Annotated in this window: 25 protein-coding genes and 1 tRNA gene; 18 read left to right on the top strand and 8 right to left on the bottom strand. The window is 33.5% G+C overall.

What is annotated here, in order from left to right; translation table 11 throughout:
• The 8 genes from DFQ09_RS04015 (at position 1) to DFQ09_RS03980 (ending at position 6,276) form a co-directional block, all read left to right on the top strand.
• The gene (locus DFQ09_RS04015; RefSeq protein WP_115808352.1) at positions 1 to 450 is read left to right on the top strand and encodes a GreA/GreB family elongation factor; all 450 of its coding nucleotides are present in this window, start codon (positions 1 to 3) and stop codon (positions 448 to 450) included.
• A 95-nt stretch (positions 451 to 545) separates the two neighbouring features.
• Positions 546 to 1,679: an NAD(P)/FAD-dependent oxidoreductase gene (locus tag DFQ09_RS04010; RefSeq protein ID WP_115808351.1), complete on the top strand. Its 1,134-nt coding sequence runs from the start codon at positions 546 to 548 to the stop codon at positions 1,677 to 1,679.
• Positions 1,676 to 2,386: a methyltransferase domain-containing protein gene (locus DFQ09_RS04005; RefSeq protein ID WP_115808350.1), complete on the top strand. Its 711-nt coding sequence runs from the start codon at positions 1,676 to 1,678 to the stop codon at positions 2,384 to 2,386. The genes DFQ09_RS04010 and DFQ09_RS04005 overlap by 4 nt, the downstream gene beginning before the upstream one ends.
• Before the next feature lie 119 nt (positions 2,387 to 2,505).
• On the top strand, positions 2,506 to 3,558 hold the full coding sequence (locus DFQ09_RS04000) for a type III polyketide synthase (RefSeq protein WP_115808349.1): 1,053 nt from the start codon (positions 2,506 to 2,508) through the stop codon (positions 3,556 to 3,558).
• Between the two features lie 4 nt (positions 3,559 to 3,562).
• The gene (locus DFQ09_RS03995; RefSeq protein WP_115808348.1) at positions 3,563 to 4,000 is read left to right on the top strand and encodes a 3-hydroxyacyl-ACP dehydratase FabZ family protein; all 438 of its coding nucleotides are present in this window, start codon (positions 3,563 to 3,565) and stop codon (positions 3,998 to 4,000) included.
• A gap of 81 nt (positions 4,001 to 4,081) precedes the next feature.
• Positions 4,082 to 5,356 (top strand): beta-ketoacyl-[acyl-carrier-protein] synthase family protein, encoded by a 1,275-nt coding sequence (locus DFQ09_RS03990; protein WP_115808347.1) that lies wholly within the window; start codon positions 4,082 to 4,084, stop codon positions 5,354 to 5,356.
• Between the two features lie 108 nt (positions 5,357 to 5,464).
• Positions 5,465 to 5,716 (top strand): acyl carrier protein, encoded by a 252-nt coding sequence (locus DFQ09_RS03985; protein ID WP_115808346.1) that lies wholly within the window; start codon positions 5,465 to 5,467, stop codon positions 5,714 to 5,716.
• Positions 5,716 to 6,276: a 4'-phosphopantetheinyl transferase family protein gene (locus DFQ09_RS03980; protein WP_115808345.1), complete on the top strand. Its 561-nt coding sequence runs from the start codon at positions 5,716 to 5,718 to the stop codon at positions 6,274 to 6,276. The genes DFQ09_RS03985 and DFQ09_RS03980 overlap by 1 nt, the downstream gene beginning before the upstream one ends.
• Positions 6,277 to 6,388: 112 nt before the next feature.
• Here DFQ09_RS03980 and DFQ09_RS03975 read toward each other — a convergent pair whose 3' ends face one another.
• Positions 6,389 to 6,997, bottom strand: a complete 609-nt coding sequence (locus DFQ09_RS03975) for a superoxide dismutase (RefSeq protein ID WP_115808344.1) — start codon at positions 6,995 to 6,997, stop codon at positions 6,389 to 6,391.
• A gap of 114 nt (positions 6,998 to 7,111) precedes the next feature.
• Here DFQ09_RS03975 and DFQ09_RS03970 point away from each other — a divergent pair, with 114 nt between their 5' ends.
• From DFQ09_RS03970 to DFQ09_RS03950, 5 genes are all read left to right on the top strand, one after another.
• Complete coding sequence (locus DFQ09_RS03970; protein ID WP_115808343.1) at positions 7,112 to 10,243, top strand: UvrD-helicase domain-containing protein; 3,132 nt, start codon at positions 7,112 to 7,114, stop codon at positions 10,241 to 10,243.
• Between the two features lie 41 nt (positions 10,244 to 10,284).
• Complete coding sequence (kbl, locus tag DFQ09_RS03965; protein ID WP_115808342.1) at positions 10,285 to 11,478, top strand: glycine C-acetyltransferase; 1,194 nt, start codon at positions 10,285 to 10,287, stop codon at positions 11,476 to 11,478.
• A gap of 135 nt (positions 11,479 to 11,613) precedes the next feature.
• Positions 11,614 to 13,011: an OmpA family protein gene (locus DFQ09_RS03960; RefSeq protein ID WP_115808341.1), complete on the top strand. Its 1,398-nt coding sequence runs from the start codon at positions 11,614 to 11,616 to the stop codon at positions 13,009 to 13,011.
• 61 nt (positions 13,012 to 13,072) lie between these two features.
• Positions 13,073 to 15,832 (top strand): PD-(D/E)XK nuclease family protein, encoded by a 2,760-nt coding sequence (locus DFQ09_RS03955; protein WP_115808340.1) that lies wholly within the window; start codon positions 13,073 to 13,075, stop codon positions 15,830 to 15,832.
• A complete protein-coding gene (locus DFQ09_RS03950; RefSeq protein WP_115808339.1) occupies positions 15,832 to 16,671 on the top strand; it encodes an alpha/beta hydrolase family protein in 840 nt (279 codons plus the stop codon). The genes DFQ09_RS03955 and DFQ09_RS03950 overlap by 1 nt, the downstream gene beginning before the upstream one ends.
• Positions 16,672 to 16,699: 28 nt before the next feature.
• Here the strand turns inward: DFQ09_RS03950 and DFQ09_RS03945 are convergent.
• A tRNA-Ala gene (locus DFQ09_RS03945) sits at positions 16,700 to 16,773 on the bottom strand.
• Positions 16,774 to 16,814: 41 nt separating this feature from the next.
• Here DFQ09_RS03945 and DFQ09_RS03940 point away from each other — a divergent pair.
• The 3 genes from DFQ09_RS03940 to DFQ09_RS18840 are packed head-to-tail and all read left to right on the top strand — an operon-like array spanning position 16,815 to position 18,850.
• Positions 16,815 to 17,315 carry a GNAT family N-acetyltransferase gene (locus DFQ09_RS03940; RefSeq protein ID WP_115808338.1) on the top strand — a complete coding sequence of 167 codons (501 nt, stop codon included), beginning with the start codon at positions 16,815 to 16,817 and terminating at the stop codon, positions 17,313 to 17,315.
• Positions 17,312 to 18,646: an MATE family efflux transporter gene (locus DFQ09_RS03935; RefSeq protein ID WP_115808337.1), complete on the top strand. Its 1,335-nt coding sequence runs from the start codon at positions 17,312 to 17,314 to the stop codon at positions 18,644 to 18,646. Before DFQ09_RS03940 ends, DFQ09_RS03935 begins: the two co-directional genes overlap by 4 nt.
• 27 nt (positions 18,647 to 18,673) lie before the next feature.
• The gene (locus DFQ09_RS18840; protein WP_181897138.1) at positions 18,674 to 18,850 is read left to right on the top strand and encodes a hypothetical protein; all 177 of its coding nucleotides are present in this window, start codon (positions 18,674 to 18,676) and stop codon (positions 18,848 to 18,850) included.
• A 106-nt stretch (positions 18,851 to 18,956) separates the two neighbouring features.
• Here the strand turns inward: DFQ09_RS18840 and DFQ09_RS03930 are convergent, their stop codons facing one another.
• Positions 18,957 to 19,586: a 2OG-Fe(II) oxygenase gene (locus DFQ09_RS03930; RefSeq protein ID WP_115808336.1), complete on the bottom strand. Its 630-nt coding sequence runs from the start codon at positions 19,584 to 19,586 to the stop codon at positions 18,957 to 18,959.
• 114 nt (positions 19,587 to 19,700) lie between these two features.
• Here DFQ09_RS03930 and DFQ09_RS03925 point away from each other — a divergent pair, with 114 nt between their 5' ends.
• A complete protein-coding gene (locus DFQ09_RS03925; RefSeq protein ID WP_115808335.1) occupies positions 19,701 to 20,153 on the top strand; it encodes a 6-pyruvoyl trahydropterin synthase family protein in 453 nt (150 codons plus the stop codon).
• 10 nt (positions 20,154 to 20,163) lie between these two features.
• The gene (locus tag DFQ09_RS03920; protein ID WP_115808418.1) at positions 20,164 to 20,940 is read left to right on the top strand and encodes a UDP-2,3-diacylglucosamine diphosphatase; all 777 of its coding nucleotides are present in this window, start codon (positions 20,164 to 20,166) and stop codon (positions 20,938 to 20,940) included.
• On the opposite strand, the gene nrtS is transcribed toward DFQ09_RS03920, so the two are convergent.
• From nrtS to DFQ09_RS03895, 5 genes are all read right to left on the bottom strand, one after another.
• Positions 20,937 to 21,161: a nitrate/nitrite transporter NrtS gene (gene nrtS / locus DFQ09_RS03915; protein WP_115808334.1), complete on the bottom strand. Its 225-nt coding sequence runs from the start codon at positions 21,159 to 21,161 to the stop codon at positions 20,937 to 20,939. The two genes, DFQ09_RS03920 and nrtS, sit on opposite strands and share 4 nt — an antisense overlap.
• A 66-nt stretch (positions 21,162 to 21,227) precedes the next feature.
• Positions 21,228 to 22,499 carry an MFS transporter gene (locus DFQ09_RS03910; protein WP_115808333.1) on the bottom strand — a complete coding sequence of 424 codons (1,272 nt, stop codon included), beginning with the start codon at positions 22,497 to 22,499 and terminating at the stop codon, positions 21,228 to 21,230.
• A 93-nt stretch (positions 22,500 to 22,592) separates the two neighbouring features.
• The gene (locus DFQ09_RS03905) at positions 22,593 to 23,693 is read right to left on the bottom strand and encodes an OmpA family protein (RefSeq protein ID WP_115808332.1); all 1,101 of its coding nucleotides are present in this window, start codon (positions 23,691 to 23,693) and stop codon (positions 22,593 to 22,595) included.
• Between the two features lie 26 nt (positions 23,694 to 23,719).
• The gene (recJ, locus tag DFQ09_RS03900; protein WP_115808331.1) at positions 23,720 to 25,411 is read right to left on the bottom strand and encodes a single-stranded-DNA-specific exonuclease RecJ; all 1,692 of its coding nucleotides are present in this window, start codon (positions 25,409 to 25,411) and stop codon (positions 23,720 to 23,722) included.
• A gap of 20 nt (positions 25,412 to 25,431) precedes the next feature.
• Positions 25,432 to 25,860, bottom strand: coding sequence for an OsmC family protein (locus tag DFQ09_RS03895; protein ID WP_115808417.1), 429 nt, complete (start codon positions 25,858 to 25,860; stop codon positions 25,432 to 25,434).
• Positions 25,861 to 25,894: the final 34 nt, after the last annotated feature.

Here is a 25,894-nt window from a genome sequence, read left to right as displayed (position 1 = left end):
ATGACTATAAAAGATGAATTATATAAGTCCTGTTTAAAGTTTGTTAACGACCGTTTATTAACGGTTCAAAACACTATTTTAGACATCCAAAATTCCTTACAATCAGAAACCAAAAGTAGCGCTGGAGATAAGCATGAAACAGGCAGAGCGATGTTACAGTTAGAACGTGAGAAAGCGGGACATCAATTAGCTGAAATTGAAAAGCAAAAGCAAATACTTCAAAAAGTAAATAGTGAGTCAAAGCATACTAAAGTTGCCCTAGGTAGTATTGTTAAAACAACAAAATCTAATTACTTTATTGCCATAAGTGCTGGCGAAATCCGTATAAAAGATTGTAAGATTTATGCTATTTCTGTGGCGACACCAATAGCACAATTACTACTTTCTAAAGCTGTTGGTGATACAGTTCAATTTAGAGACGATGTGTTTACAATTACTAAAATTGAATAGTAAACGTTAAACTCGTTTTATTGTTTTCTTTTCTAACGTAACTTAACAACATGTATATTAGAACGAAGAACTTTGTGTTTTACTAAAAGCTTTAAATGAAGAAAAAACACTTTGATGTTATCGTTATTGGTGGTGGATTAGCCGGATTAACAAGTGCAATTCATTTAGCGAAATCTAAATTAGAAGTCTTACTCATTGAGAAAAATGAGTATCCAAAACATAAGGTTTGCGGAGAGTATGTATCTAATGAAGTATTGCCTTATTTAGAATTTTTGGGTTTTAATCCATTTGAATTCGGTGCAAAACAAATTTCTAATTTCGAATTAACTACACATAACAATAAAAGGATTGTAGCTAATTTACCGCTTGGTGGTTTTGGTATGAGTCGTTACGAGATGGATTTTCAACTGTATCAATTAGCGATTAAAAACGGTATTTCCGTACTTCAAGATTCTGTAGTCGATGTCAATTTTGAAGCAGACAATTTTCAAATCGAAACAAAAACGAATCAAAGTTTTCAAGCTAGAATAGTTATTGGAGCATATGGCAAACGCTCAAATTTAGATATTCAGTTTAATAGAAAATTCATTAAAAAGAAATCACCATATTTAGGAGTTAAAATTCATGTTTCAGGAGATTTTCCTCAGGATAAGGTCGCATTGCATAATTTTAAGGGTGGTTACTGTGGTGTTTCAAAAGTAGAAAACAATCATATTAACTTATGTTACATTACTAATTTTGAAGCTTTCAAAAAGTATAAAGACATTGCAACATTTCAAGAAGAAGTACTTTTTAAAAATTCCGAATTAAAGACACTTTTTAAGACTACAATACCACAATTTGAAAAGCCAATAACCATAAGTCAAATTTCTTTCGAAACGAAACAACCCGTAGAAAACCATATCATAATGTGTGGTGATACGGCTGGTATGATTCATCCGCTATGCGGAAATGGTATGGGAATGGCAATTAGAAGTGCGCAATTAGCATCTGAATTGATTATTGATTATCTTCAAGGAAAAATTGAATTGCGCAAAACACTAGAAAATCAATACACTAAAAGTTGGAAGAAAACTTTTGGTCTAAGGTTAAAAGCAGGACATAGCATTGCGTATTTGTTTAGACAAGATTGGTTAGCACCAAAGCTGTTAACAATATTGCGATGGTTTCCGTTTTTAATGCCAATGATTATTAAAATGACACACGGTAAATCTATGAAAGTGAAATGAGCTTATTTTTAGATACCAAATTAAGAAGTAACAAAACCGAAATCATGGACGATTTTTCTCTTAAGGGAGAATTGCTTCGTGATACTTTGAATAAACTCGGTAAGATTAACAAATGGTTGGGTGGTAATCGGGTAACCTTAGATGGAATTGCACAACTTTTAAAAAATCAACCTAAAGATAAAACCTACAGCATTATAGATTTAGGTTGTGGTCATGGAGATATCTTAAGATTAGTAGCAAACTATGGAAGAAAGCACCAGTACAATTTTAAATTAATTGGAATAGATGCTAATGCAGATGCTATTGCTTATGCTAACGAACTGTCAACTGATTTTCCGGAATTAAGCTTTGAAAGCATTGATGTTTTTTCAGATCAATTTGAAGTTTTAGAGTTTGATATTGCTTTAACCACTTTGTTTTTGCATCATTTTAAGGATAAGGATATTTTAAGTTTATTGAAGCGTCTTTCAGAAAATGCTAACTTAGGAATAGTGGTCAACGATTTACAGCGTAGTAAAATAGCTTATAGGTTATTTCAATTATTAGGATTAACAATTTCTAACGATATGATAGTTGAAGACGGATTAACTTCAATTTTAAGAGCTTTTAGCCGAAAGGATTTGGAAAAATATTCTAATACATTACATCTAAAATCAGAGATTCGTTGGCAATGGGCTTTTCGTTATCAATGGCTTATTCGAAGTTGAGTGTTTATGAAGATTCGTTTAAAGATATAAACAACTAAAAGAGACTTACAAAGTACTTTTATTACTTAAAGTAAGGATTTTAAAAATGGTAAATATAAGTCGCCTTTAATAGAAAATATATGGCAGTAAAAATAACAGCAGTAGCAAAACAATTACCAAAATACAGCAGAGAAACTAAAGATATTTTACCCTTTGTTGAGTTATGGTTAGATGGCCAAGAAGAACGTTTTAAACGAAAAGTCTTAAAGATTTTTGAAAATGCAGCTGTAGATAAGCGATATTCTATAATGGATCCTGAAGAGGTTTTTGTAAGCACCTCTTTTGAGGAAAAAAATGATATTTATACTAGAGAATCTATAATATTAGCGGAAGCGAGTTTACAGAAAGTTTTAGATAAAGCAAATTTACAACCTACTGATATCGACTATATTATTACAGTAAGTTGCACAGGGATTATGATTCCGTCGTTGGATGCTTATTTAATAAATAGCTTAAAAATGAAACAAGACATTGTTCGTTTACCAGTGACAGAAATGGGATGCGCAGCAGGAGTTTCAGGAATAATATATGCTAAGAATTTTCTAAAAGCAAATCCAAATAAGAGAGCAGTTGTTATTGCAGTAGAAGCGCCAACCGCAACTTTTCAGCTTAACGATTTTTCTATGGTAAACATAGTCAGTGCAGCTATTTTTGGAGATGGCTGTTCAAGTGTAATTCTATCATCTTACGATCATGAAAAAGGACCAGAAATCAAAGACGAAGCCATGTATCATTTTTATGACGCCAACCACATGATGGGTTTTAAATTAAAAAACACAGGCTTGCAAATGATTTTAGATCAATCTGTACCACAAACCATTGCAGATCATTTTCCAAAAATTATACACCCGTTTTTAGAACGAAATAATTTAACTATTGAAGATATTGATCATTTGATATTTCATCCAGGAGGAAAAAAAATAGTGCAAACGGTTGAGGATTTGTTTGGCGACTTAGGGAAAAACATAGATGACACCAAAGAAGTATTACGATTGTACGGAAATATGAGTAGCGCAACTGTCCTCTATGTTTTAGAACGTTTTATGGATCGGAATTTACCAAAAGGTGACAAGGGAATTATGCTAAGTTTTGGGCCAGGTTTTTCCGCACAACGTATTTTGTTAGAGTGGTAATGGTATGATAAAGCAAGACATCATTAATTGGCTACCTTACCAAAAACCATTCTTATTTGTTGATGGTATTGATGCTATTTCAGAAAATGGAATAACAGGTCATTACACATTTAAAGACGATGAAAGTTTTTACCAAGGTCATTTTAAAGATCACCCCATAACACCAGGAGTGATTCTTACAGAATGTATGGCGCAAATTGGTTTGGTATGTTTAGGTATTTATTTATTGAACGACGAATTAAATGTTTCAAGTCAGCCAAAAATAGCTTTAACATCACATCAAATGGATTTTTATTTGCCTGTTTTGCCTAATGAAAAAGTAACTGTAATTTCAGAAAAAGAAGTCTTTCGTTTTAATAAGTTGAAATGTAAAGTGAAGATGCTAAATGAAAAGGAAGAATTGGTTTGTAGAGGAATGATATCAGGAATGATTAAAGTTTAATTTATTCAGACCTATCAGCTTTCAAAAATCAGATAGGTTTCAGAATTATAAATTTTTCCCTTTTAGAAAGGTTAAAACAAGATGAAAAATAGAGTAGTCATAACAGGATTAGGAATTGTAGCACCCAATGGAGTTGGAGTTCCCGATTTTACAAAAGCTTTAAAAGAAGGTACGTCCGGAATCACATGTCATGATAACTTAAAAGATTTTAAATTTTCATGTCAGATTGGTGGTGTTCCTCAAATTTCGGACGAAAAAAAATCACAATATTTTACAGATTTACAATTAAGAGGATTTAATAGTTCAGGGATTTTATACGGATGCATAGCAGGTATTGATGCCTGGAAAGATGCCGGTTTTGATATGGATTCTGAAAGCCAATTAGATTATGATACAGGTTTAATTTTTGGAGCAGCAACCTCAGGAGTTGAAAAATTTAGAGAGGCAATTTATGGTGTTGACGATGGTAATGTAAGGCGTTTAGGAAGTACGGTAGTTTTGCAAACCATGGCAAGTGGTGTAAGTGCGTATTTGAGTGGTATGTTGGGTTTAGGAAATCAAGTAACCACAAATTCTTCAGCCTGCACTACAGGAACCGAAGCGCTATTAATGGGTTATGAACGTATTCAAAATGGAAAAACCAAACGTATGTTAGTTGGTAGCTGTAGTGATCATGGTCCTTATATTTGGGGAGGCTTTGATGCTATGCGTGTAATGACTTATAAACACAATGAAAGCCCAGAAGAAGGATCGAGACCAATGAGCGCCACAGCAAGTGGATTTGTACCAGGAAGTGGTGCGGGAGCCGTGCTTTTAGAATCATTAGAAAGTGCTTTAGAACGTGGTGCTAAAATTTATGCTGAGGTTTTGGGAGGTGAAGTAAATTCTGGTGGTCAACGACAAGGTGGTACGCTAACAGCACCAAACGCCGAAGCTGTACAACGTTGCATAAGAAAAGCAATTGAAAATTCGGGAATTACCTCAAATGATATTGAAGTGATTAATGGACATTTAACAGCGACCTCAAAAGACAGTTTAGAAATTGAAAACTGGTCTAAAGCTTTGGATAGAAAGGGAAGTGATTTTCCATATATAAACTCTACAAAATCTATGATTGGGCATTGTTTAGCAGCTTCAGGCTCTATTGAATGTGTTGCAAGTATTATACAGCTGAAGAATCAGTTTGTAGCACCAAATATTAATTGCGAAGATTTACATCCTGAAATAGAAGCGCTTGTTGATTCAAATAAAATTCCAACAGAAAAAACCGATTTCAATTTTGATATTATAGCGAAGGCGAGTTTTGGTTTTGGTGATGTCAATGCTTGCGTAATTTTTAAGAAATTTAACTATTAAATAGATTTATAAAAAGCAACGTTATTACGTTTTTATCACTTTACGTAACTTTATATATTCAAACTAAAATTAAACTAGACAAGAATCCCGTGTTCAACAGAAATAATTATGACTAACGACGAACTTATTACAAAACTAAAAACCATTATTGAACCTTATATTCAAGATGAGGTAGCTTTTAAAACGCTTTCTGAAGACACAGACTTTATTAATGATCTAAAGGTTAATTCAGCAAATCTTGTGGATATCATTTTAGATATTGAAGATGAATTTAATATTAGATTAGAAAATGAGGACATGGAAAAAATGTTAGATGTTAAAGCTGCTATGCTAATTATAAACACAAAATTAAAGGCCTAATGGTTGGCAATGATATCGTGGATTTAGAGGAAGCGAAATTTACTTCTCATTGGCAACGACCGCGTTATTTAGAAAAAATTTTTACAGAGACAGAACAGCAATTAATTAAGAACTGTACGAATCCATTTCATGTGGTTTGGAGATTATGGAGCATGAAAGAAGCTGCATATAAATTATATGTGCAAGTAAACCCAAGCCAATTTTATAGTCCGAAAAGTTTTGAGTGTAAATTTGAATTTGAAAACGGTAATGTAAAGTATAAAAATTTCGAATGTCAAATTAAGACTAGCATCACTTCAAAATACATTTTATCTGAAGCCAGACTTCTTGATGACCGCATGACTTCCGAAGTCATAGAATTTAAAGATAAAACCTACAAAAATCAGAGTGCTGTTTTAAGAAATGCACTATTAATTACGCTTTCAGAATTATATCAGCTTTCAAAAGAGGATTTAAAATTTCAAAAATCAGAATTTAATATCCCTACAGTACTGTGTAATTCCGTAAATATACATGTGAGTTTAACGCATCATGGCCATTTTGGCGCTTATGCAATTTAGTAGGTTTTGAAATTTTGACGATAACCTAAAGCAAGAATTGGGTTATTGAAACAAAAAATCCGAATCTTTTTTTAAGACTCGGATTCTTTAATAGATATAATCTAAGTTTTGCTTACTTAGATTCAGCATAACGCTTTTCTACTTCATTCCAGTTAATCACATTAAAAAATGCGTCAATATAATCTGGTCTTCTGTTTTGGTAGTTTAAGTAGTATGCATGTTCCCAAACATCTAATCCTAAAATTGGTGTACCTTCACATTTAACACCTGGCATTAATGGGTTATCTTGGTTTGGTGTAGAACACACTTCAACTTTTCCTCCTTCATGTACACATAACCATGCCCAACCAGAACCAAATTGTGTTGCAGCTGCTTTAGAAAATGCATCTTTAAAGGCCTCAAAAGAACCAAATTTTGCTTCAATAGCATCTTTTAACTCACCAGATAAGCGGCCTTTTCCTTCAGGATTCATAACATCCCAAAACAAAGAATGGTTGTAAAATCCACCACCATTATTTCTAACGGCTTTGTTATCCATATCTAGGTTAATAAGAATGTTTTCTATAGTTTTTCCTTCTAAATCAGTTCCTTCAATAGCAGCATTTAATTTAGATGTGTAGCCTTGATGATGTTTAGTATGATGAATCTCCATTGTGCGAGCATCAATATTTGGTTCTAAAGCATCATAAGCATATTTTAATTTCGGTAATTCGAAAGCCATAATCTTAATGTTTTAATTGGTTTATAAATTCTCTCAACCCAAATTTACAATTTTGTCACTGATTTTCTCTTAATAAACTATTAAGATTCCCTATTTTGGTATAAAAATTATCTCTTGCAAAATTCAGCCTTCAAAATATATAACGCTTCTGCAGGCAGTGGAAAAACATTTACATTAGCCAAAGCCTATTTAAAAATACTGATTCAGTCCACAAGTCTCGATCAGTTTAAATCTATTTTAGCCATAACATTTACCAATAAAGCCGTTGGTGAAATGAAAGAGCGTATTGTAGATATGCTAAAATCATTTTCTTCGGAAAACAGCTTAGTAAATCCCCACCCCATGTTTGTGGCTATCTGCGAGGAACTAAAAATAGCACCAGAAACGCTTCAAACAAAATCGAATCGCATCTTAAAACATATAATTCATAATTATGGTGCTTTTGATATTTCTACCATCGATGGCTTTACGCATCGAGTGATTAGAACTTTTGCGCACGATTTAAAACTGCCTATAAATTTTGAAGTGGAGCTCGACCAAGAAAGACTTCTCAATGAAGCGGTGGATAGCCTTATCGCTAAAGCGGGAAGTGATAAAACTTTAACGAAAGTCTTAGTGGATTTTGCGATTGAAAAAGCCGATGATGATAAAAGTTGGGATATTAGTTATGACTTTAATAAAATTTCAAAATTACTAGTAAATGAGAATGACGTGTTTGCCATTCAAACCTTAAAGAAGAAGACACTTGAAGATTTTAAAAACTTAAAGCAACAATTATCTCAGGAAATTCAACAGCAAGAAGAAACCATTATAAATACCGCTGTAACAGCGTTAACCTTAATTGAGGAATCGGGATTACAATTTAATGATTTTAATAGAAGTTCATTGCCCAAGCATTTTGAAAATTTAAAAAACAAACGCTTCAGTATTAACTTTGAATCGGCATGGCAAAACGACTTAATTGAGGGTAATACCCTGTATCCAAAACGTGTTTCGGAAACGGTTGCTTCAACCATAGAAAGTATTCAATCTCACTTATCAGCGGCTTTCGTTGCTACTAAAAAAGCAATTTTCGAGTTAAAACTTAAAAAAGGATTTTATAGAAATATCACTCCGCTGTCCGTATTAAACGCTATAAAAAATGAGTTAGATGCCTTAAAGGCTGATCAAAACAAAATGTTGATTTCAGAATTTAATACTATTATAAGTAAAGAAATTAAAAATCAACCTACACCATTTATATATGAACGTTTAGGTGAAAAATTTAAGCATTATTTTATAGATGAGTTTCAGGATACCTCAAAAATGCAATGGGATAATTTAGTGCCTTTGTTAGAAAATGCACTATCAACCGCTAATGGTTCTGCGATGCTCGTTGGTGACGCTAAGCAAGCGATTTATAGATGGAGAGGTGGTGAAGCCGAACAGTTTATAAAACTGTATAATAAAATTGATAATCCATTTCAGCTTGAAGCCGAAGTTTTAGCTTTAGATACCAATTATAGAAGTGCAAAAGCGGTTATTGAATTTAATAATTCATTTTTTGAATTTCTTAGTGCGAGTACTTTTAGTGAAGTCGCTTATGCGGAACTTTATAAGTTAGCCAGTCAAAAAACTCATAATAAATCTGAAGGCTATGTGAATCTGAATTTCTTAAATGTTGAAAAAGAGGATGACATTCACGAAATGTACGCAAGTCAAGTTTTACAAACCATAAAACAATGTCAAGATAACAGCTTTCCGTTAGATGATATTTGTGTATTGGTGAGAAAACGAAAAGAAGGAGTTGCGATAGCTAATTATTTAAATGAAAATGGTATTAAAATCACTTCATCAGAAACCCTACTTTTAAAAAATTCTGATAAGGTTAATTTTATCAATTCATTTTTAAAATTACTGACTCAACCCAATAACGACAGTCTTAAGGTGGAGGTGCTTTCCTATTTAGCGGAGCAACTTCAGATTAAAGATAAACATCAGTTTTTTATCACTTACCTCACGGATGACTTAAACGAGATGTTTGTGGGTTTAAAAGCGTTAGATTTATATATAGACATTAATCAATGTTTACAATTACCGCTTTATGAATTGGTAGAACATGTTGTACGATTACTCCATCTTAATGAAAGTTCAGACGCCTATCTTCAGTTTTATTTAGATGTTGTTTTAGAGTTTACTCAAAAACAAAATTCGGATGTCGCTGCATTTGTTAACTATTTTGAAAATAAAGCAGATAAATTAAGTGTTGTCACTCCAGAAAATATGAATGCCGTTCAGATTATGACCATTCATAAATCTAAAGGACTAGAGTTTCCTGTGGTCATATTTCCGTATGCGGATCTCGATATTTATAGAGAGATAGAACCCAAAGTTTGGTTTCCTGTACAGGCTGAAAATTATAGTGGGTTCAATACCTTACTTCTTAATTATAATAAAGAGGTAGAGCATTTTGAAGAGACAGGATCACTTATTTATAACACACATCAATCGCAATTAGAATTAGATAATATCAATTTATTGTATGTTGTGTTGACTAGAGCTGTGGAGCAATTATATATTATTTCGAAAAAAGATATTACGACAAAAGGTGAGGTGAAAAAGAATACCTATGCTGGTATGTTTATTAATTTTTTACAACATCAAAATAAGTGGACCGACAACCAACTCAATTATAGTTTTGGAACTTTAAAACCGAACGACAATAGTTCCGAAAAGGAAATTACTGCTAATCCTTTAAAATTTATTTCTGTAGCCAAAGAGGCTCACAATTTAAATATTGTCACCAAATCAGGTTTACTTTGGGACACACAACAAGAAGCGGCTATAGAACGCGGAAATTTAGTACATTTAATATTATCTAAAATTATAACGGATGATGATGTTGATTTCGCTTTTAATGATTTATTGATTTCGGGAGATGTAACAACCGAAAACAAAGAAGAGTTAATGACTTTAGTTAGAAATGTTATAGAACATCCCATGTTAAAGACGTATTATCAAGATAATTTTAAGGTTTATAATGAACGCGATATTATTACGAGTACTGGTCAACTATTACGGCCAGACCGATTAAATATAAACGCTAACAACGAAGCTATAATTATTGATTATAAAACGGGTGATGCTAAAAGATTTCATGCAGCACAATTAAGTGATTACGAAGCTGTTTTGAACCAAATGAATTTAAAGGTAACGCATAAGTTGGTGGTTTATATAAATGATACAATTGAAGTTCTTGAAGTCTAATTTTTCATAGTATCTTTGTTTCATATTCAAAACCAAACGCAATGTACGGAGATATAAAAAATCATTTACAACAAGAAATAGAATCAATAAAAGACGCTGGTCTTTTTAAAGAAGAACGTATTATTACCTCTCCACAAGGAGCAGAAATAACGCTTACTACAGGACAGAAAGTTTTAAACTTTTGTGCGAATAATTATTTAGGCTTATCCTCACACCCAGATGTTGTACAAGCAGCTAAAGATACAATGGATACCCATGGTTTTGGTATGTCTTCAGTTCGATTTATATGTGGAACACAAGATATTCACAAAGAGTTAGAACAAAAAATTGCGGACTTTTATGGTACTGAAGACACCATATTATATGCTGCAGCTTTTGATGCTAACGGAGGTGTTTTTGAACCTTTATTAACAGCAGAAGATGCTATTATTTCAGATTCATTAAATCATGCGTCAATAATAGATGGTGTAAGATTGTGTAAAGCGGCAAGATATCGTTACCAAAATAGCGATATGGCAGATTTAGAAACACAATTAATCGATGCAAATGCGAAAGGAGCGCGTTTCAAAATTATTGTAACCGATGGTGTGTTTTCTATGGATGGTTTAGTAGCACCCTTAGATAAAATTTGTGATTTAGCAGATAAGTATGATGCTATGGTGATGATTGACGAATGTCATGCTACAGGATTTATCGGTGAAACAGGAATAGGAACTCTTGAGGAAAAAGGAGTTTTAGGTAGAATCGATATCATTACCGGAACTTTAGGAAAAGCACTAGGGGGAGCAATGGGAGGTTACACTACAGCCAAAAAAGAGATTGTTGAGCTTTTACGTCAACGCTCTAGACCTTATTTGTTTTCAAACTCTTTGGCTCCTGCAATTGTTGGAGCTTCTATAAAGGTTTTTGACATGCTTAAAAACGATACAACATTAAGAGATAAAGTAGATTGGAATACCAAATATTTTAAGAAAGGAATGAAAGAGGCAGGCTTCGATATTGTCGATGGAGATTCAGCTATAGTTCCAGTCATGTTATACGATGCCAAACTGTCTCAAACTATGGCTAATAAGCTACTTGAGGAGGGGATTTATGTTATAGGTTTCTTTTTTCCTGTAGTTCCAAAAGATAAGGCTAGAATTAGAGTGCAACTCTCTGCTGCTCACGACAAAAGCCAGCTGGATAAGGCCATAGAGGCCTTTGTAAAAGTAGGAAAAGAGCTAAATGTTATCTGAAACCATTATAATTTTAACCCAATCGCCTTATTTTAGGGCGGTTTTGCAATATTTTTATATATTTGTCTTTGTTAATACAGTTTAACAACTTATTTTTGCCAACAATTAACACTTAAAATTTAAATTAATTAGAATATGAAAAATCTTAGCAGATTATTTTTTGTCGCAGTGCTTATCGCAAGTTTTAGCACTTCTAATGCACAAGACAAGAACAATCCATGGGCCATTACATTTGGAGCCAACGCAGTTGACTTTTACCCAGTAGGAGAAGACGCACCACAAGGAGACTATTTTGACGAATACTTCAACGTATCTGATCATTGGAATATTCTACCTTCAATTTCAACACTTTCAGTATCAAGATACCTTAGTGACGGTTTTGTATTTACTGCTAAAGGTTCTATAAACAGAATAGATAAATTTGGTTCTAACTCTGACCCTATTACAGGTGCTGAAACAACGAATAAAGTTGATGATTTAACATACTACGGTTTAGATGGTAGAGTTTCTTATAGCTTTATGGATATTATTAACTCCAATACAATTGACCCTTACTTAGGTGTTGGTGGTGGTTACACTTGGGTTGATGAAATTGGAGCTGGAACTTTAAATGGTACTTTAGGATTTAAAGTATGGTTATCTGAAGGTTTAGGTTTAGATATTCAGTCTACTTATAAGCATTCTTTCGAAGATTATTTACCAACACATTTCCAACATTCAGTTGGTCTTACGTTTAAGTTTGGTGGTACTGATACAGATGGTGATGGTATATATGATCAAGATGATGCTTGTCCTGAAGAAGCTGGTTTAGAGATCTTCAATGGTTGTCCAGATTCTGATAACGATGGTATTCAAGATTCAAAAGACGATTGTCCAAATGTTGCAGGTTTAGCTGAATTTAATGGTTGTCCTGATTCTGATGGTGATGGTGTAATGGATAAAGATGATAAGTGTCCAGATGTTGCTGGTTTAAAAACTTTAGGTGGTTGTCCAGATGCTGATGGTGACGGTGTTGCTGATGCTGATGATAATTGTCCAAACGAAGCAGGTCCTGCTGCAAACAGTGGATGTCCTTGGCCAGATACTGATGGTGACGGTGTATTAGATAAAGATGATAAGTGTCCTAACGAAGCAGGAACTGTTGCAAACAATGGTTGTCCAGAAGTTAAGCCAACTGCTCCAGTAATGGAAACTTTAAATGAATACGCAAGATCTATTTTATTTAATTCAGGTAAGGCAACTTTCCAGAAGCAAACAGATCAAGTATTACAGTCAATGGTAGCTATCTTTAAAGAATACCCACAAGCTAACTTCTCTTTAGAAGGTCATACTGATTCTGATGGTTCTAAATCAATGAACCAAGCTTTATCTGAAAGAAGAGCAAGTGCAGTTAGAGATTACTTAATTGCTAATGGTATTAGTGCTGATAGATTAACTGCTGCTGGTTTCGGTGAGTCTAATCCTATCGCTAGTAACAGTACAAGTGCTGGTAAAAAAGAAAACAGACGTGTAGAGGTGAAGTTGAAAAACTAATCACATCTAAAATATATTAAAAAAACGCCCCGATATTCGGGGCGTTTTCTATTTTTATAGAATGATAAGTTTTATAAAATCGGTACTCGTAGATCTTCAAAAGCAAGGCTTAAAACTAGATGATCTATATTTCATTCTACCAAGCAAACGTGCTGGTGTTTTTCTGAAGCACCACCTTTCTACATTAATAGATCAGCCTATATTTGCTCCTCAAATACTCAGTAGTGAAGAATTTGTAGAAGAGTTATCTGGTTTACAAAACCTGCCGAATACAGATTTACTATTTAGACTTTACGAAACGTATAAAGCGTTAACTAATGAAGAGGAACAAGAGTCTTTTGAGTCTTTTTCTAAATGGGCTCAAATCTTATTACAAGACTTCAACGAGATTGATCGTTATCTTATACCTCAAGAACACATTTTTGATTACTTAAACGCTATCAAAGAGCTTCATCATTGGTCTTTAGATCCTGACCAAACCGATCTGGTTAAAAATCATTTAAAGTTTTGGAAACAGCTTAAAAATTATTACACGGCCTTTACGGATAATCTATTGCAATCAAAACAAGGGTATCAAGGTTTAATTTATAGGGAAGCTGTAGATAATTTAGAATCTTACATGGGCAATTGCAAAGGAAAAATCCATGTGTTTTTAGGTTTTAATGCTTTGAATACCGCTGAGTCTCAAATTATTCAGGGTTTACTGAAAAACGATTTGGCTCATATTTATTGGGATATTGATAAAGCATTTATTGATGATGCAATACATGATGCTGGTTTATTTACGAGACAGCATAGAAAGCAATGGAATTACTTTGAAACGCAACCTTTTAATTGGGTCAGTAATCATTATAACGAGCCAAAGAATATCCAAGCGATTGGGATTCCTAAATTGGTTGGCCAAGCTAAATATATTGGTCAGCTTTTAGAGGAATTAACAGAAAAGGAGACTAATTTATCCAATATTGCTGTCGTTTTAGGTGAAGAACAACTATTACTTCCGGTATTAAATTCAATACCTAAGAATATAACTAAACTCAATGTTACCATGGGTTTGCCATTACAATTTGTACCTTTGGCGTCGTTTTTTGAGCAATTATTTACCGTTCATAAACACAATCCGAAACAATTTTATTATAAAGATGTTATTGGCTTACTGTTGCATCCTTCCGTTTATCCATTGTTTGAAACTACATCCACAAACGCTTCAAGTGCTATAGTAGCAAATATTCAAAAAAATAACACGGTTTATATTACTGTGCACGAGCTTAGGGAACTTACAAGTTCGCATAAAGAACTTATAGAATTACTCTTTCAATCATGGAACGATAATCCGGAAACAGCTTTAAAGTATTGTTCTGAATTGATTTTAAAAATGAAAGCAAATTTCGATAGCGAGAAACAAAATCACAGTTTAGAGTTAGAATATTTATATCGCTTTAATACCTTATTTAATCAACTGTCCGAGTTAGATACGACCTACAAGCACCTTAAATCAATTATAGCACTACAATCTATTTACAAAGAACTGCTAAGCTCAGAAACTTTAGATTTTAAAGGAGAACCATTAGAAGGACTTCAAATTATGGGGATGTTAGAATCTCGTGTTTTAGATTTTGAAACAGTGATTATAAGTTCTGTAAATGAAGGTATTCTTCCTTCCGGAAAAACAAATAATTCCTTTATCCCTTTCGATGTAAAAATTGAAAATAAACTACCAACCTTTAAAGATAAGGATGCGGTTTACACCTATCACTTTTACCGACTTTTACAACGTGCTAAAAACGTATACATTTTATACAACACAGAAATTGATGCTTTAAAAGGCGGTGAAAAAAGTAGATTTTTAACACAGTTAGAAGTGGAAGGCATTCATGATATAAAGAACACAATTATATCACCAGATGTTCCGATTATAGAACAGAAACTAATCGAAATAATAAAAACGCCTTCAGTAATTGAACAAATAAAAGTATTATCTGGTAAAGGCTACTCCCCGTCGTCATTAACAAGCTATATTAGAAATCCTATGGATTTTTATTACGACAAAATTTTAGGAATTAAAGAATTTGATGAGGTTGAGGAAAACATCGCAGCGAATACTTTAGGCTCTGTTATTCATAATTCCTTAGAGGATTTTTACAAGCCACTAGAAGGCTCTATTTTAACTGTAGAACATCTTAAAGATTTCAAAAGTCGCACTAAACAAATGGTCACCAAGCATTTTGAAGAACTCTACAACAAAGGTGGTTTTTCTCAAGGTAAAAATCTTATCATTTTTGAAATTGCCCAACGTTACATTTCAAATTTCTTAAACTTAGAACTAGAGAGTATTAAACAAGGCAATGAGATTAAAATTCTTTCTATTGAAGCTGATGAAGCTATCAACATTAAAATTGAAGGTTTAGATTTTCCTATTAAGCTAAAAGGGAAAGTGGATAGAATTGATAGCTTTAATGGCATGACTAGAGTTGTAGATTATAAATCTGGTAAGGTGGAACAAAATAAAGTTGAAATTGTTAATTGGGAAGACTTGACTTCAGATTACGATAAGTACAGTAAATCGTTTCAAATTTTGTGTTATGCCTATATGATGCGACAACAAAACTTGATACAATTACCTATTGAAGCTGGAATTATTTCGTTTAAAAACTTAGGTGAAGGCTTATTGAAGTTCGGAAAAAAAGCGTCGTCTCATGCCAGGTCAAAAGACCAATTAATTACGAATGAAACCTTAGATAATTTTGAAATAGAACTCAAAAAACTGATTTTAGAAATCTGTAATCCAAAGCTTAATTTTACTGAAAAGGAACTCGACTAATGATAATTGATAAAAACATAATTTTAGAAAGAGACGGTAAAAAACCGATCTTAATTGATGCCTTTTATTCTGAAGATAAAACAAATCAGCCTATCATCATATTCTGCCATGGTTATAAAGGGTTTAAAGATTGGGGAGCATGGAACCTAATGGCAGAAGCTTTTGCTAAAGCCGGATTTTGCTTTATTAAATTCAACTTTTCTCATAATGGAGGTACTATGGAAAATCCTATTGATTTTCCGGATTTGGAAGCTTTTGGAAATAACAATTACACTAAAGAATTAGATGATTTAGATGCAGTTATTACTTGGTCTCAAAATCGTTTCGAATCTAATATAAAGATAAACACGAATGCTATTTGTCTAATAGGGCACAGTCGTGGTGGAGGTATTGCGATATTAAAAGCTTCGGAAGATCAACGAATCACCAAGCTTATCACATTAGCAAGTGTTAGTAATTTTGAAAATAGATTTGGTACAGAAGAAGTGATTAAAAAATGGAAAGAAGATGGTGTTAAGTATGTTGTAAACGGTAGAACGAAACAGCAAATGCCTCATTATTATCAATTTTTTGAAGATTTTAAAGCGCATGAAAAAAGCCTGAATATTGAATCTGCCACCAAACAAATAGACATTCCAATTCTCATTATTCATGGTAATAACGATACTGCTGTAAATATAAATGAAGCCTACAGTATTTACGAATCGAGCAGAAATAGCAAGTTAGAAATTATTACTGGAGCGGATCATGTGTTTAATACCAAACATCCTTGGAACGAAAATAATCCTTCAGGCGAGTTAAACACAGTAATAAACAGTATTATTGACTTTGTGAAATAAAAAAAGCATGCCTAACGCACGCTTTTTGTGGAGAAGATCGGGCTCGAACCGACGACCTCTTGACTGCCAGTCAAGCACTCTAGCCAACTGAGCTACATCCCCAAATAATTATTAATAATAGATTAGTAAAAGTAAACAATAAAATGATTCGTTTAGCAGAAGAAAAAGATATTCAAACAATTTTAGAAATCACAAAATCTTGTGCTAAATCCATGATTTCTAATGGTGTTTTTCAATGGAACGACGAATATCCAAATTTGTCTGCTTTTCAAAATGATATAAAGCGTAACGAGCTTTATGTTTTAGAGTTAGATAAGGTTGTTAAAGGTTGCATTGTGATTTCGACACTTATGGATTCAGAATATATACCTATTGAGTGGTTGACTAAAAATGAAAACAATATTTATATTCATCGATTGGCTGTTCATCCAGAACTTCAAGGCAAGGGTTGTGCGCAGCAACTGATGTCGTTTGCAGAGCAATTTGCTATTGACAACCGCTATAGCTCTATTCGATTAGATACCTTTTCGCAGAACAAAAGAAACCAAAAGTTTTACGAACTTCGCGGTTATAAACGATTAGGAAATATTCATTTTCCAAAGCAAAGTGAATTCCCTTTTCATTGTTACGAACTAGTATTGTGAGCACATCTATAACTTTAAAACAAATTAACAAATTGGCGATTCCTGCTTTAATTGCGGGAGTGTCTGAGCCTATTTTATCTTTAACTGATGCTGCAATCATTGGTAATATGGAACAGAACGCCACAACATCTTTAGCGGCAGTTGGTATTGTAACGACATTTTTATCCATGTTAATTTGGGTGTTGGGACAAACAAGAAGTGCTATTTCTTCAATTATTTCGCAATACTTAGGTGCCGGAAACGTGGAAGCAGTGAAGAATTTACCTGCCCAAGCTATCTTTGTAATTACAACACTCAGTCTTTTAATTATAGCTATTACCTATCCCTTAGCTTCGCATATTTTTAAACTTTACAATGCCTCGGGCGACATTCTAAATTATAGTGTAGACTATTATCAAATTCGGGTTTTTGGATTTCCCTTTACCTTGTTTACCATCGCTGTTTTTGGAACTTTTAGAGGGCTTCAAAACACCTATTTCCCAATGTTAATTGCTATTTCTGGTGCATTGGCGAATATTATTTTAGATTTTGCTTTTGTTTATGGTATTGAAGGGGTTATACCTGCCATGCATATCAAAGGTGCGGCTTATGCTAGTGTTATTGCTCAATTGATTATGGCGTTACTTTCAGCATATTATTTACTTAAAAAAACGGATATTCCATTAATCGCAAAGTTGCCTTTTAATCCTGAAATGAAACGTTTTACGCTAATGATTCTTAATTTATTCATTAGAACTATCGCGCTAAATATTGCCTTGTATTTTGGAACTAGTTTCGCTACAAAATATGGTGAGAGTTATATCGCAGCCTATACTATTGCTATAAATCTTTGGTTTTTAGGAGCTTTTCTTATTGATGGTTATGCAAGTGCTGGTAATATTTTATCAGGAAAATTGTTAGGTGCAAAAGATTATAAAAGCCTTTTAGAATTAAGCAATAAACTGATTAAATATGGTATTTTCGTTGGGCTTTTTATTGGAGTAATTGGGGCTATATTCTACTATCCTCTAGGAAACCTTTTTAGCAATGACGAAGCAGTATTGACTGAATTCTACAACGTATTTTGGATTGTTTTGGCCATGCAACCTCTATGTGCCTTAGCCTTTATTTTCGATGGTGTTTTTAAAGGACTTGGTAAAATGAAATACCTCAGAAATGTCCTGGTTTTTTCTACGCTTGTTGTTTTTGTACCTATTATCTTTTGGACGGATGCTTTAGACTATAAACTTTACGGCATTTTTATAGCATTTACATTTTGGATGATTGCTCGCGGTTTACCATTAATTATAAAATTTCGAAAAACATTTATAACACTTGCCCAAAACAATTAAATTTGAATCATAAATTATTTTAAGTAAATGAACCTGATTATAACAATACTTCAAGAGGTTAATATTGACGAAAAACTAAAAGGTGCGCCAGATAGTGGTTATGGCGTCGGTGTTTTTATAGGCTCGCTCTTGCCTTTTTTAATTTTGGTCGGACTTGCTTATATAGTTTATAGGTATAACAAAAACAGATATAAAGACGAATAACATGGATATACTTGGTTTTTTTAGTGGAAATGGCTTATTCCTAATTTTAGGAATAGTGCTTATTATTGTCTATTTCTATAATAAAAATAAAAGACGCTAAAAGCATTTAGCGGGTTTTTAACCAACCTGTAATACTCAATCTTTGTGTATTTACAGGTTTTACTTCGTGCTCTAATTCTTGGCTTTCAAAAATAACTACTTTGCCAGGAAATGGATAAATAATCTTGTCTTCACCGTCTAAATAAAGGACCAATTCACCACCGTTTTCAGGTTTCCAATCTTCACTATTTAAGTAACACACAAAAGATAATTTACGCCTATCATCATTCTGAAACGTGTCTAAATGACGTTTGTAATAGGTGTCCTTAGGGTAAATGGCATAATGAAATTCTTTCTGATTAATACCGAGGAAACAGGTGCGATTTAAGTAGTCTTTTAAATCATTAATTTTATTGAAGAATAATTGTTCGGCAAAATTGATGACGTTTTCATCTATCCAAAGAATAATATCACCACGTACAGCTTTTTTAACCAGCTCGTTAGTTTTATTTCCAATAGCCGATTTTTTAAACGCATCTTCTTCATACTTTAAAAGCAACGAGTGTCTTAAAGCAATAACTTCATCCTCTGAAAAAAAATCATCAACAATACTATATTTTTGCGATGAAATATCTGAAATAACACGCTCATAAAGCGTATTTTCAACAAACGGAATAGCTTCAAAAAGACTGCTCACGTTAGGCTAAGCCAAGAATTAGTTTTCATAGTTTCTAAAAAAAGTAGTCAAATGTAGACTAAAAACCGATTCCTTTTACATTTATAATATCTTTGCACTATAATTTAGAATCGCATGAGCAAAATTCGCATTACAAAACAGTTTTCTTTTGAAACAGGTCACGCACTTTATGGTTACGATGGTAAGTGTAAAAATGTACATGGCCATAGTTACCGACTTTATGTAACTGTAATTGGAACTCCAATTTCGGATGCTTCTAACGTGAAATTCGGAATGGTGATCGATTTCGGTGATTTAAAGAAAATTGTAAAAGAGGATATTGTAGATGTTTTCGATCATGCTACGGTTTTTAATAAGAACACACCACACGTTGATTTAGCCAAAGAATTACAAGATAGAGATCACAACGTTTTATTAGTAGATTACCAGCCAACAAGTGAAATGATGGTCATTGATTTTGCGGAAAAAATAAAACAGCGTTTACCTGATAACATCAAATTACATTCATTAAGACTATCTGAAACAGCGTCTTCTTTCGCCGAATGGTTTGCTAGTGATAATGAATAAATCCAATCACATACATATTGCCGACGGAAAAAAGATCTATTTCGCATCAGATAATCATTTAGGAGCACCTACAAGTGAAGCCTCTCGTCCTCGAGAAAAAAAATTCGTAGCTTGGTTAGATGAGATTAAGCATGATGCTGCTGCTATTTTTTTAATGGGAGATCTCTTCGATTTTTGGTTCGAGTATAAAACTGTTGTTCCAAAAGGCTTCACAAGAACTTTAGGGAAACTCGCAGAAATTAGTGATTCCGGAATTCCGATTCATTATTTCGTGGGTAACCACGATTTATGGATGAATGGCTATTTTGAAGAAGAATTAGGTATTCCTGTATATCATAAACCTGAAGAATTTACGTTTAGTTATGGCGCTTCGACTACGCTCAGCCACCAAACCATTTTTATTGGTCATGGTGATGGTTTAGGACCAGGAGATAAAGGCTATAAACGCATGAAAAAGGTGTTTACGAGTCCTTTTTTTCAGTGGTTATTCAAATGGATGCATCCTGATATTGGAATCAGAATAGGACAGTATATGTCTGTAAAAAACAAAATGATTTCTGGCGATGATGATGCAAAGTTTTTAGGAGAAGACAATGAATGGTTAGCGGTATATTGTAAACGTAAGCTTGAAGATAAACACCGAGACTATTTTGTGTTTGGTCATAGACATTTGCCTTTAGAAATTGACTTAAATGAAACGTCTAAGTACATTAATTTAGGGGACTGGATTCAGTATTATACCTATGGAGTTTTTGACGGTGAAAATTTTGAGCTGAAAACCTATTAATTTTGTCCTGTTTTTACTTTAACAGAAGCATAGGTCGATACAGAATATGGCACCACAAAGCATAAGCCAAGCTTTAACCAATTTACCTTTTCAAAATTTAAATGATATAAAAGGTCTCCTTGGTTGATAATATTTAAAATACAGCCAACCACTATAGCGACTTTAATCGAAGAGATGACGATGTCTTTTTCTAAAGCTATTTTAAGCAGTTTTAGAATCATGCTAAATGAAATGTTTAAATATTTTGCTGGCAAAAGTAATAAAAATGATAAGGCTTAGTGGTCATTTTACACGTCCTCTTTTTCAAATTCTTCAATATCCACGGTAAGGTCTAATTCTCGTAGCGTTTTATTTTTAATTCCTATTCCCGCAACGGTTATTAGTGTCATAACTCCACCAAAAATAACGGCAACAGAAGGGCCTAAAATTTTAGCTGCTATACCGCTTTCAAAAGCACCAAGTTCGTTTGAAGAACCTACAAACATAGAATTAACAGATGCTACACGACCACGCATATGATCTGGAGTTTTTATTTGCAAAATGGTTTGTCTTATAACCATCGACACTCCATCTGTAACACCAGAAAAGAACAAGGCTAAAACACTCAGCCAAAACAATTCTGAAAACCCAAAAATGATAATGCATATGCCGAATCCAAAAATGGAAATCAGTAGTTTTTTGCCTGCGTTTTTATTTACTGGTAAATACGTTGTTATGAACATGGTTAGTATACTGCCAATAGAAACAGAAGCATTTAATATCCCAAAACCTTTAGATCCAACGTGTAAAATATCTTGAGCAAAAACAGATAATAAGGCTACAGCTCCTCCAAATAAAACCGCAATCATATCTAAAGATAAAGCACCTAAAATAGCTTTATTACTAAACACAAATCGCAGTCCAACTTTCAAACTTTCTTTTACAGACTCTCCAATATTTGGGTTTAAAATCGGTTTCTTCTTAATAAAAAAGGTAACGCCTAATGCCAGTGTTACTAAAGCAAAAACGATACAAAGCGTGGTGTGTACACCAATCCAATCAATAGAAAAACCGGCGAATAAAGCTCCAGAAACTGTAGCGGCTTTCCAAGTGCTACTGCTCCAAGTTGCTGCATTCGGATAAATTTTCTTAGGAACAATTAAAGCAATTAATGAAAATATCGTGGGACCAAAAAACGATCGTAAGAAGCCACCAAAAAACACTAAAATATAAATAAAAATTAAGATGGTTTGTGTTTCCCAATCTCCAACTATTCTGTCCCATGTTAAGAAAAATAGGCCTAAACTAATTAAGGAAAATGCCGCAATACAAAGTGCAAAAAGATTGCGTTTCTCTTTTTGATCTACAATATGCCCAGCAAAGAGCGCCATGGAAAAAGCTGGAATTATTTCCATTAAACCAACTAAACCTAAATACAATGGATCTTTAGTTAAAGAATACACTTGCCATTCGATGACAATAAATTGCATAGACCAACCAAAAACCAAAGCAAACCGAACCAATAAAAAGATGTTGAATTCTTTGATTCTTAATGCTGCGTATGGATCGTTTTTCGCCAATTTGGTTTAAAGTTACTAGACCTAGCAGGTTTTAAAAACCTAGCAGGTCTGCAATTGATTCAATACAAATGTATAATAAGCAAAGGTCTTATTTTACTTTTGTATCAACTTAAAAGCAACACGTCTATTTAATTGGCGTCCTTCTTCTGTGTTATTAGTTGAAATAGGTTGTGTACTTCCAAAACCAAAGGATGTAATGCGTGTGACATCTAATCCTTTTTCAATTAAATAATCTAAAACTGCTTTGGCACGTTGTTCTGATAATTCTTGGTTTCTGGCTTCTAATCCAATAGTATCTGTGTGACCATAGATTTCAATATTTAATGTAAAATTAGTTTCTAAATGTTTGTAAAGTTGATTGAGTTCTTCTTTTGAAACAGCTAACAATTCGGCTTTATCAAAATCGAATAATACATTTTTGAAGGTGTAAATCTCATTAGTTTTAATGATAGGTTCTTCAAGCGTTTTAAGGGTTTCTTTTTTGATATTCTCTTCTTCTTTTTCTAAGGGTTCAATGGAAACGTCATCGATATAGTAATAGGAAAACGATTCATATTTAGTTGGTCTAGCTTTACTTCTTTTAGTGTCGGTATTTGTATTAAAATTTCCTATAGCAAAGTAATTTTCAAAACCATTTGCGGTATATAGAAAGGAAACCTCCATCCAGTTTTTATCATTATCGTAGAATTCTTTGCTGAACGTTGGTCGAAATGTTAAATTAGGAATTCGTTTTGCAAAGTTTTTTGCGTTGATATTCACTTTGCTTTTGGATGCATTGAATTTCTCAGACGTCATCATAATCCCCAATTCTTTGAGGGCATATCTTGAGTTTTCCGCTAAACTGATATAGAATTTAACTTGATATTTCTTCCCTCGCTCTAAGGTAGTTTTTAATGTACCTTGAACATATTCTCTATAGTCTTTCTTGAAATACGCATATATACCAGCATAACCATTTCCGGTTCTGGCTTTTTGATAACCATTGAAGTTTTGGAAACCCATTTTCTCGCTACACGAATTAAAATAATCCGTTGTGCCATTATTGGGAATCGTCCAGTCTTTTACATTCCTATGAAATAAGCTCATATCTCTAGGGCAATCATAGAAGTGTTCAAAACTTGGATTTAAAACTAAGTTTTGACTATTTGAAATAAAGCCACAAAGAAAGAAGAGCAATACGACTGGTTGTTTCATATACAATCAACGAAGAGTTATGAGTTTTATTCTTTTATATCCTTCAATTTCAACTGTAAACTGACGTTGCCATTCCAATGATTTTCATCAATAGCATAGGCAGCACTAAATGGTCGTTTGCTTTTAATAATATCAATTTTATCGCCTAAGCCAAAACCAATACAGACAATTTTATCATTGAAGGATTGCGTCACTGTTAATCTAATGTGCTTATCATCTTCACCTACACATTTTCCCCAGCCAGTATCTTTTAGGTTTTGGGACATAAACGTTGGTGACATATTCCCAGGGCCAAATGGTGCAAATTGTTTTAGGATTCGCATGAGTTTATCATTAATTTGACCAAGTTCTATTTCTAAATCAACTTTAAGCTCTGGTGTTAACAATTTTGGGTCAATGGTTTCCTTAACCACACTTTCAAATTTAGCTTTAAAGGCGTCGTAATTTTTGGGATCTAAAGTTAAGCCTGCGGCATATTTATGACCTCCAAATTGTTCAATGTGTTCGCTACAGGCTTCTAATGCATTATACACATCAAAACCTGAAACGGAACGTGCAGATGCTGCTAATTTATCTCCGCTTTTGGTAAAAACAAGTGTGGGTCTGTAATAGGTTTCTATTAAACGTGATGCTACAATACCAATCACTCCCTTGTGCCATGATTCGTCATAAACAACAGTGGTAAATCCTTCTTGCTCGTTATTCTCTTCAATTTGAACTAAAGCTTCTTCTGTGATACGTTTGTCCGTTTCACGACGATCGGTATTAAAATCATCAATTTCTACGGCATATTTTGCTGCTAAATTAAAATCGGTTTCAGTTAAAAGGGTAACAGCATGATTACCGTGTTTCATTCGTCCGGCGGCATTAATTCTCGGGGCGATAATAAAAACGACATCTGTTATGGTAAGAATGTCCTTTTTAACCTCAGCGATAATCGCTTTCATTCCAGGTCTTGGGTTGGTATTTATAATGTTTAAACCCATATAGGCCAAAGCTCTGTTTTCATCTACAATGGGTACAATATCTGCACCAATGGCAGTAGCTACTAAATCGAGATATTCGGTTAAATCTTCTACCGTTTGCCCTTGGTTTGCAGCTAAAGCAGTAATTAGTTTAAAGCCCACACCACAACCACAAAGTTCTTTAAACGGATAATCGCAATCGTCGCGTTTGGGATCTAAAACAGCCACCGCATCTGGAATTTCGGATCCTGGTCTATGGTGGTCACAGATTATAAAATCGATGCCTTTTTCTTTGGCATAAGCTACTTTTTCTATGGCTTTTATACCACAATCGAGCGCAATAATTAACGAAAACTCATTATCGTCAGCAAAGTCAATACCTTTATAAGACACTCCGTAGCCTTCATCATAGCGATCAGGAATGTATGTGGTAACGTTTAGAGTTCTCGTTTTTAAATACGAAGACATTAAAGCTACAGATGTTGTGCCATCCACATCATAATCACCATAAACCATTATATTTTCACCAGCTTTGATTGCCTTTTCAATGCGTTCAACCGCTTTATCCATATCTTTCATTAAGAATGGATCATGAAGCTCGCTAAAACTCGGCCTGAAAAATGTTTTGGCAGCATCAAACGTGTCAATACCTCGTTGCAACAATAATGTTGCTACAATATCATCGACTTGAAGTGCTTCTTTCATCAATGCCACTTGAGTGGCTTCTGGTTTTGGTTTTAATGTCCAACGCATAATGTCTTATATCGCGATTATTACTTTGTACTTTCGTGAAAATAAATATTAGTTTCAACAGTTGCAAAACGACGAAACATTTCCATCACACCACAATATTTATCAACGGATAAATTTACAGCACGTTCGCATTTTTTTTGATTTAAATCCGCACCGTAAAAATGATAATCTACTACTACAGTGTGGTAGTATTTTGGGTGTTCATCGGTTAATTCCCCTGTAACATCCATTTTAAAATCATCTATTTCTACTTTCATTTTATCTAACGTAGAAATAACATCTAGACCAGAGCAACCGGCTAGAGAAGATAACATCATGGCTTTGGGTGATAAGCCATTACGTTTGTCAGTACCTTCAATATTTGTGTCCATTATTACGGTTTTTCCGCTTGGGTTATCAGATTCAAAGGTTAATCCGCCTTTCCACTGTGTTGTTATTTTATTTGAAATCATTTTTTTTAGAATTTAAAAATTATAAATAGTA

The organism is Winogradskyella pacifica, assembly GCF_003386275.1.
In the GTDB taxonomy this organism is placed as follows: Bacteria; Bacteroidota; Bacteroidia; order Flavobacteriales; family Flavobacteriaceae; genus Winogradskyella; species Winogradskyella pacifica.
Note: the sequence above shows the minus strand (reverse complement) of the source record. Positions and strands in the feature narration are given on the sequence as shown.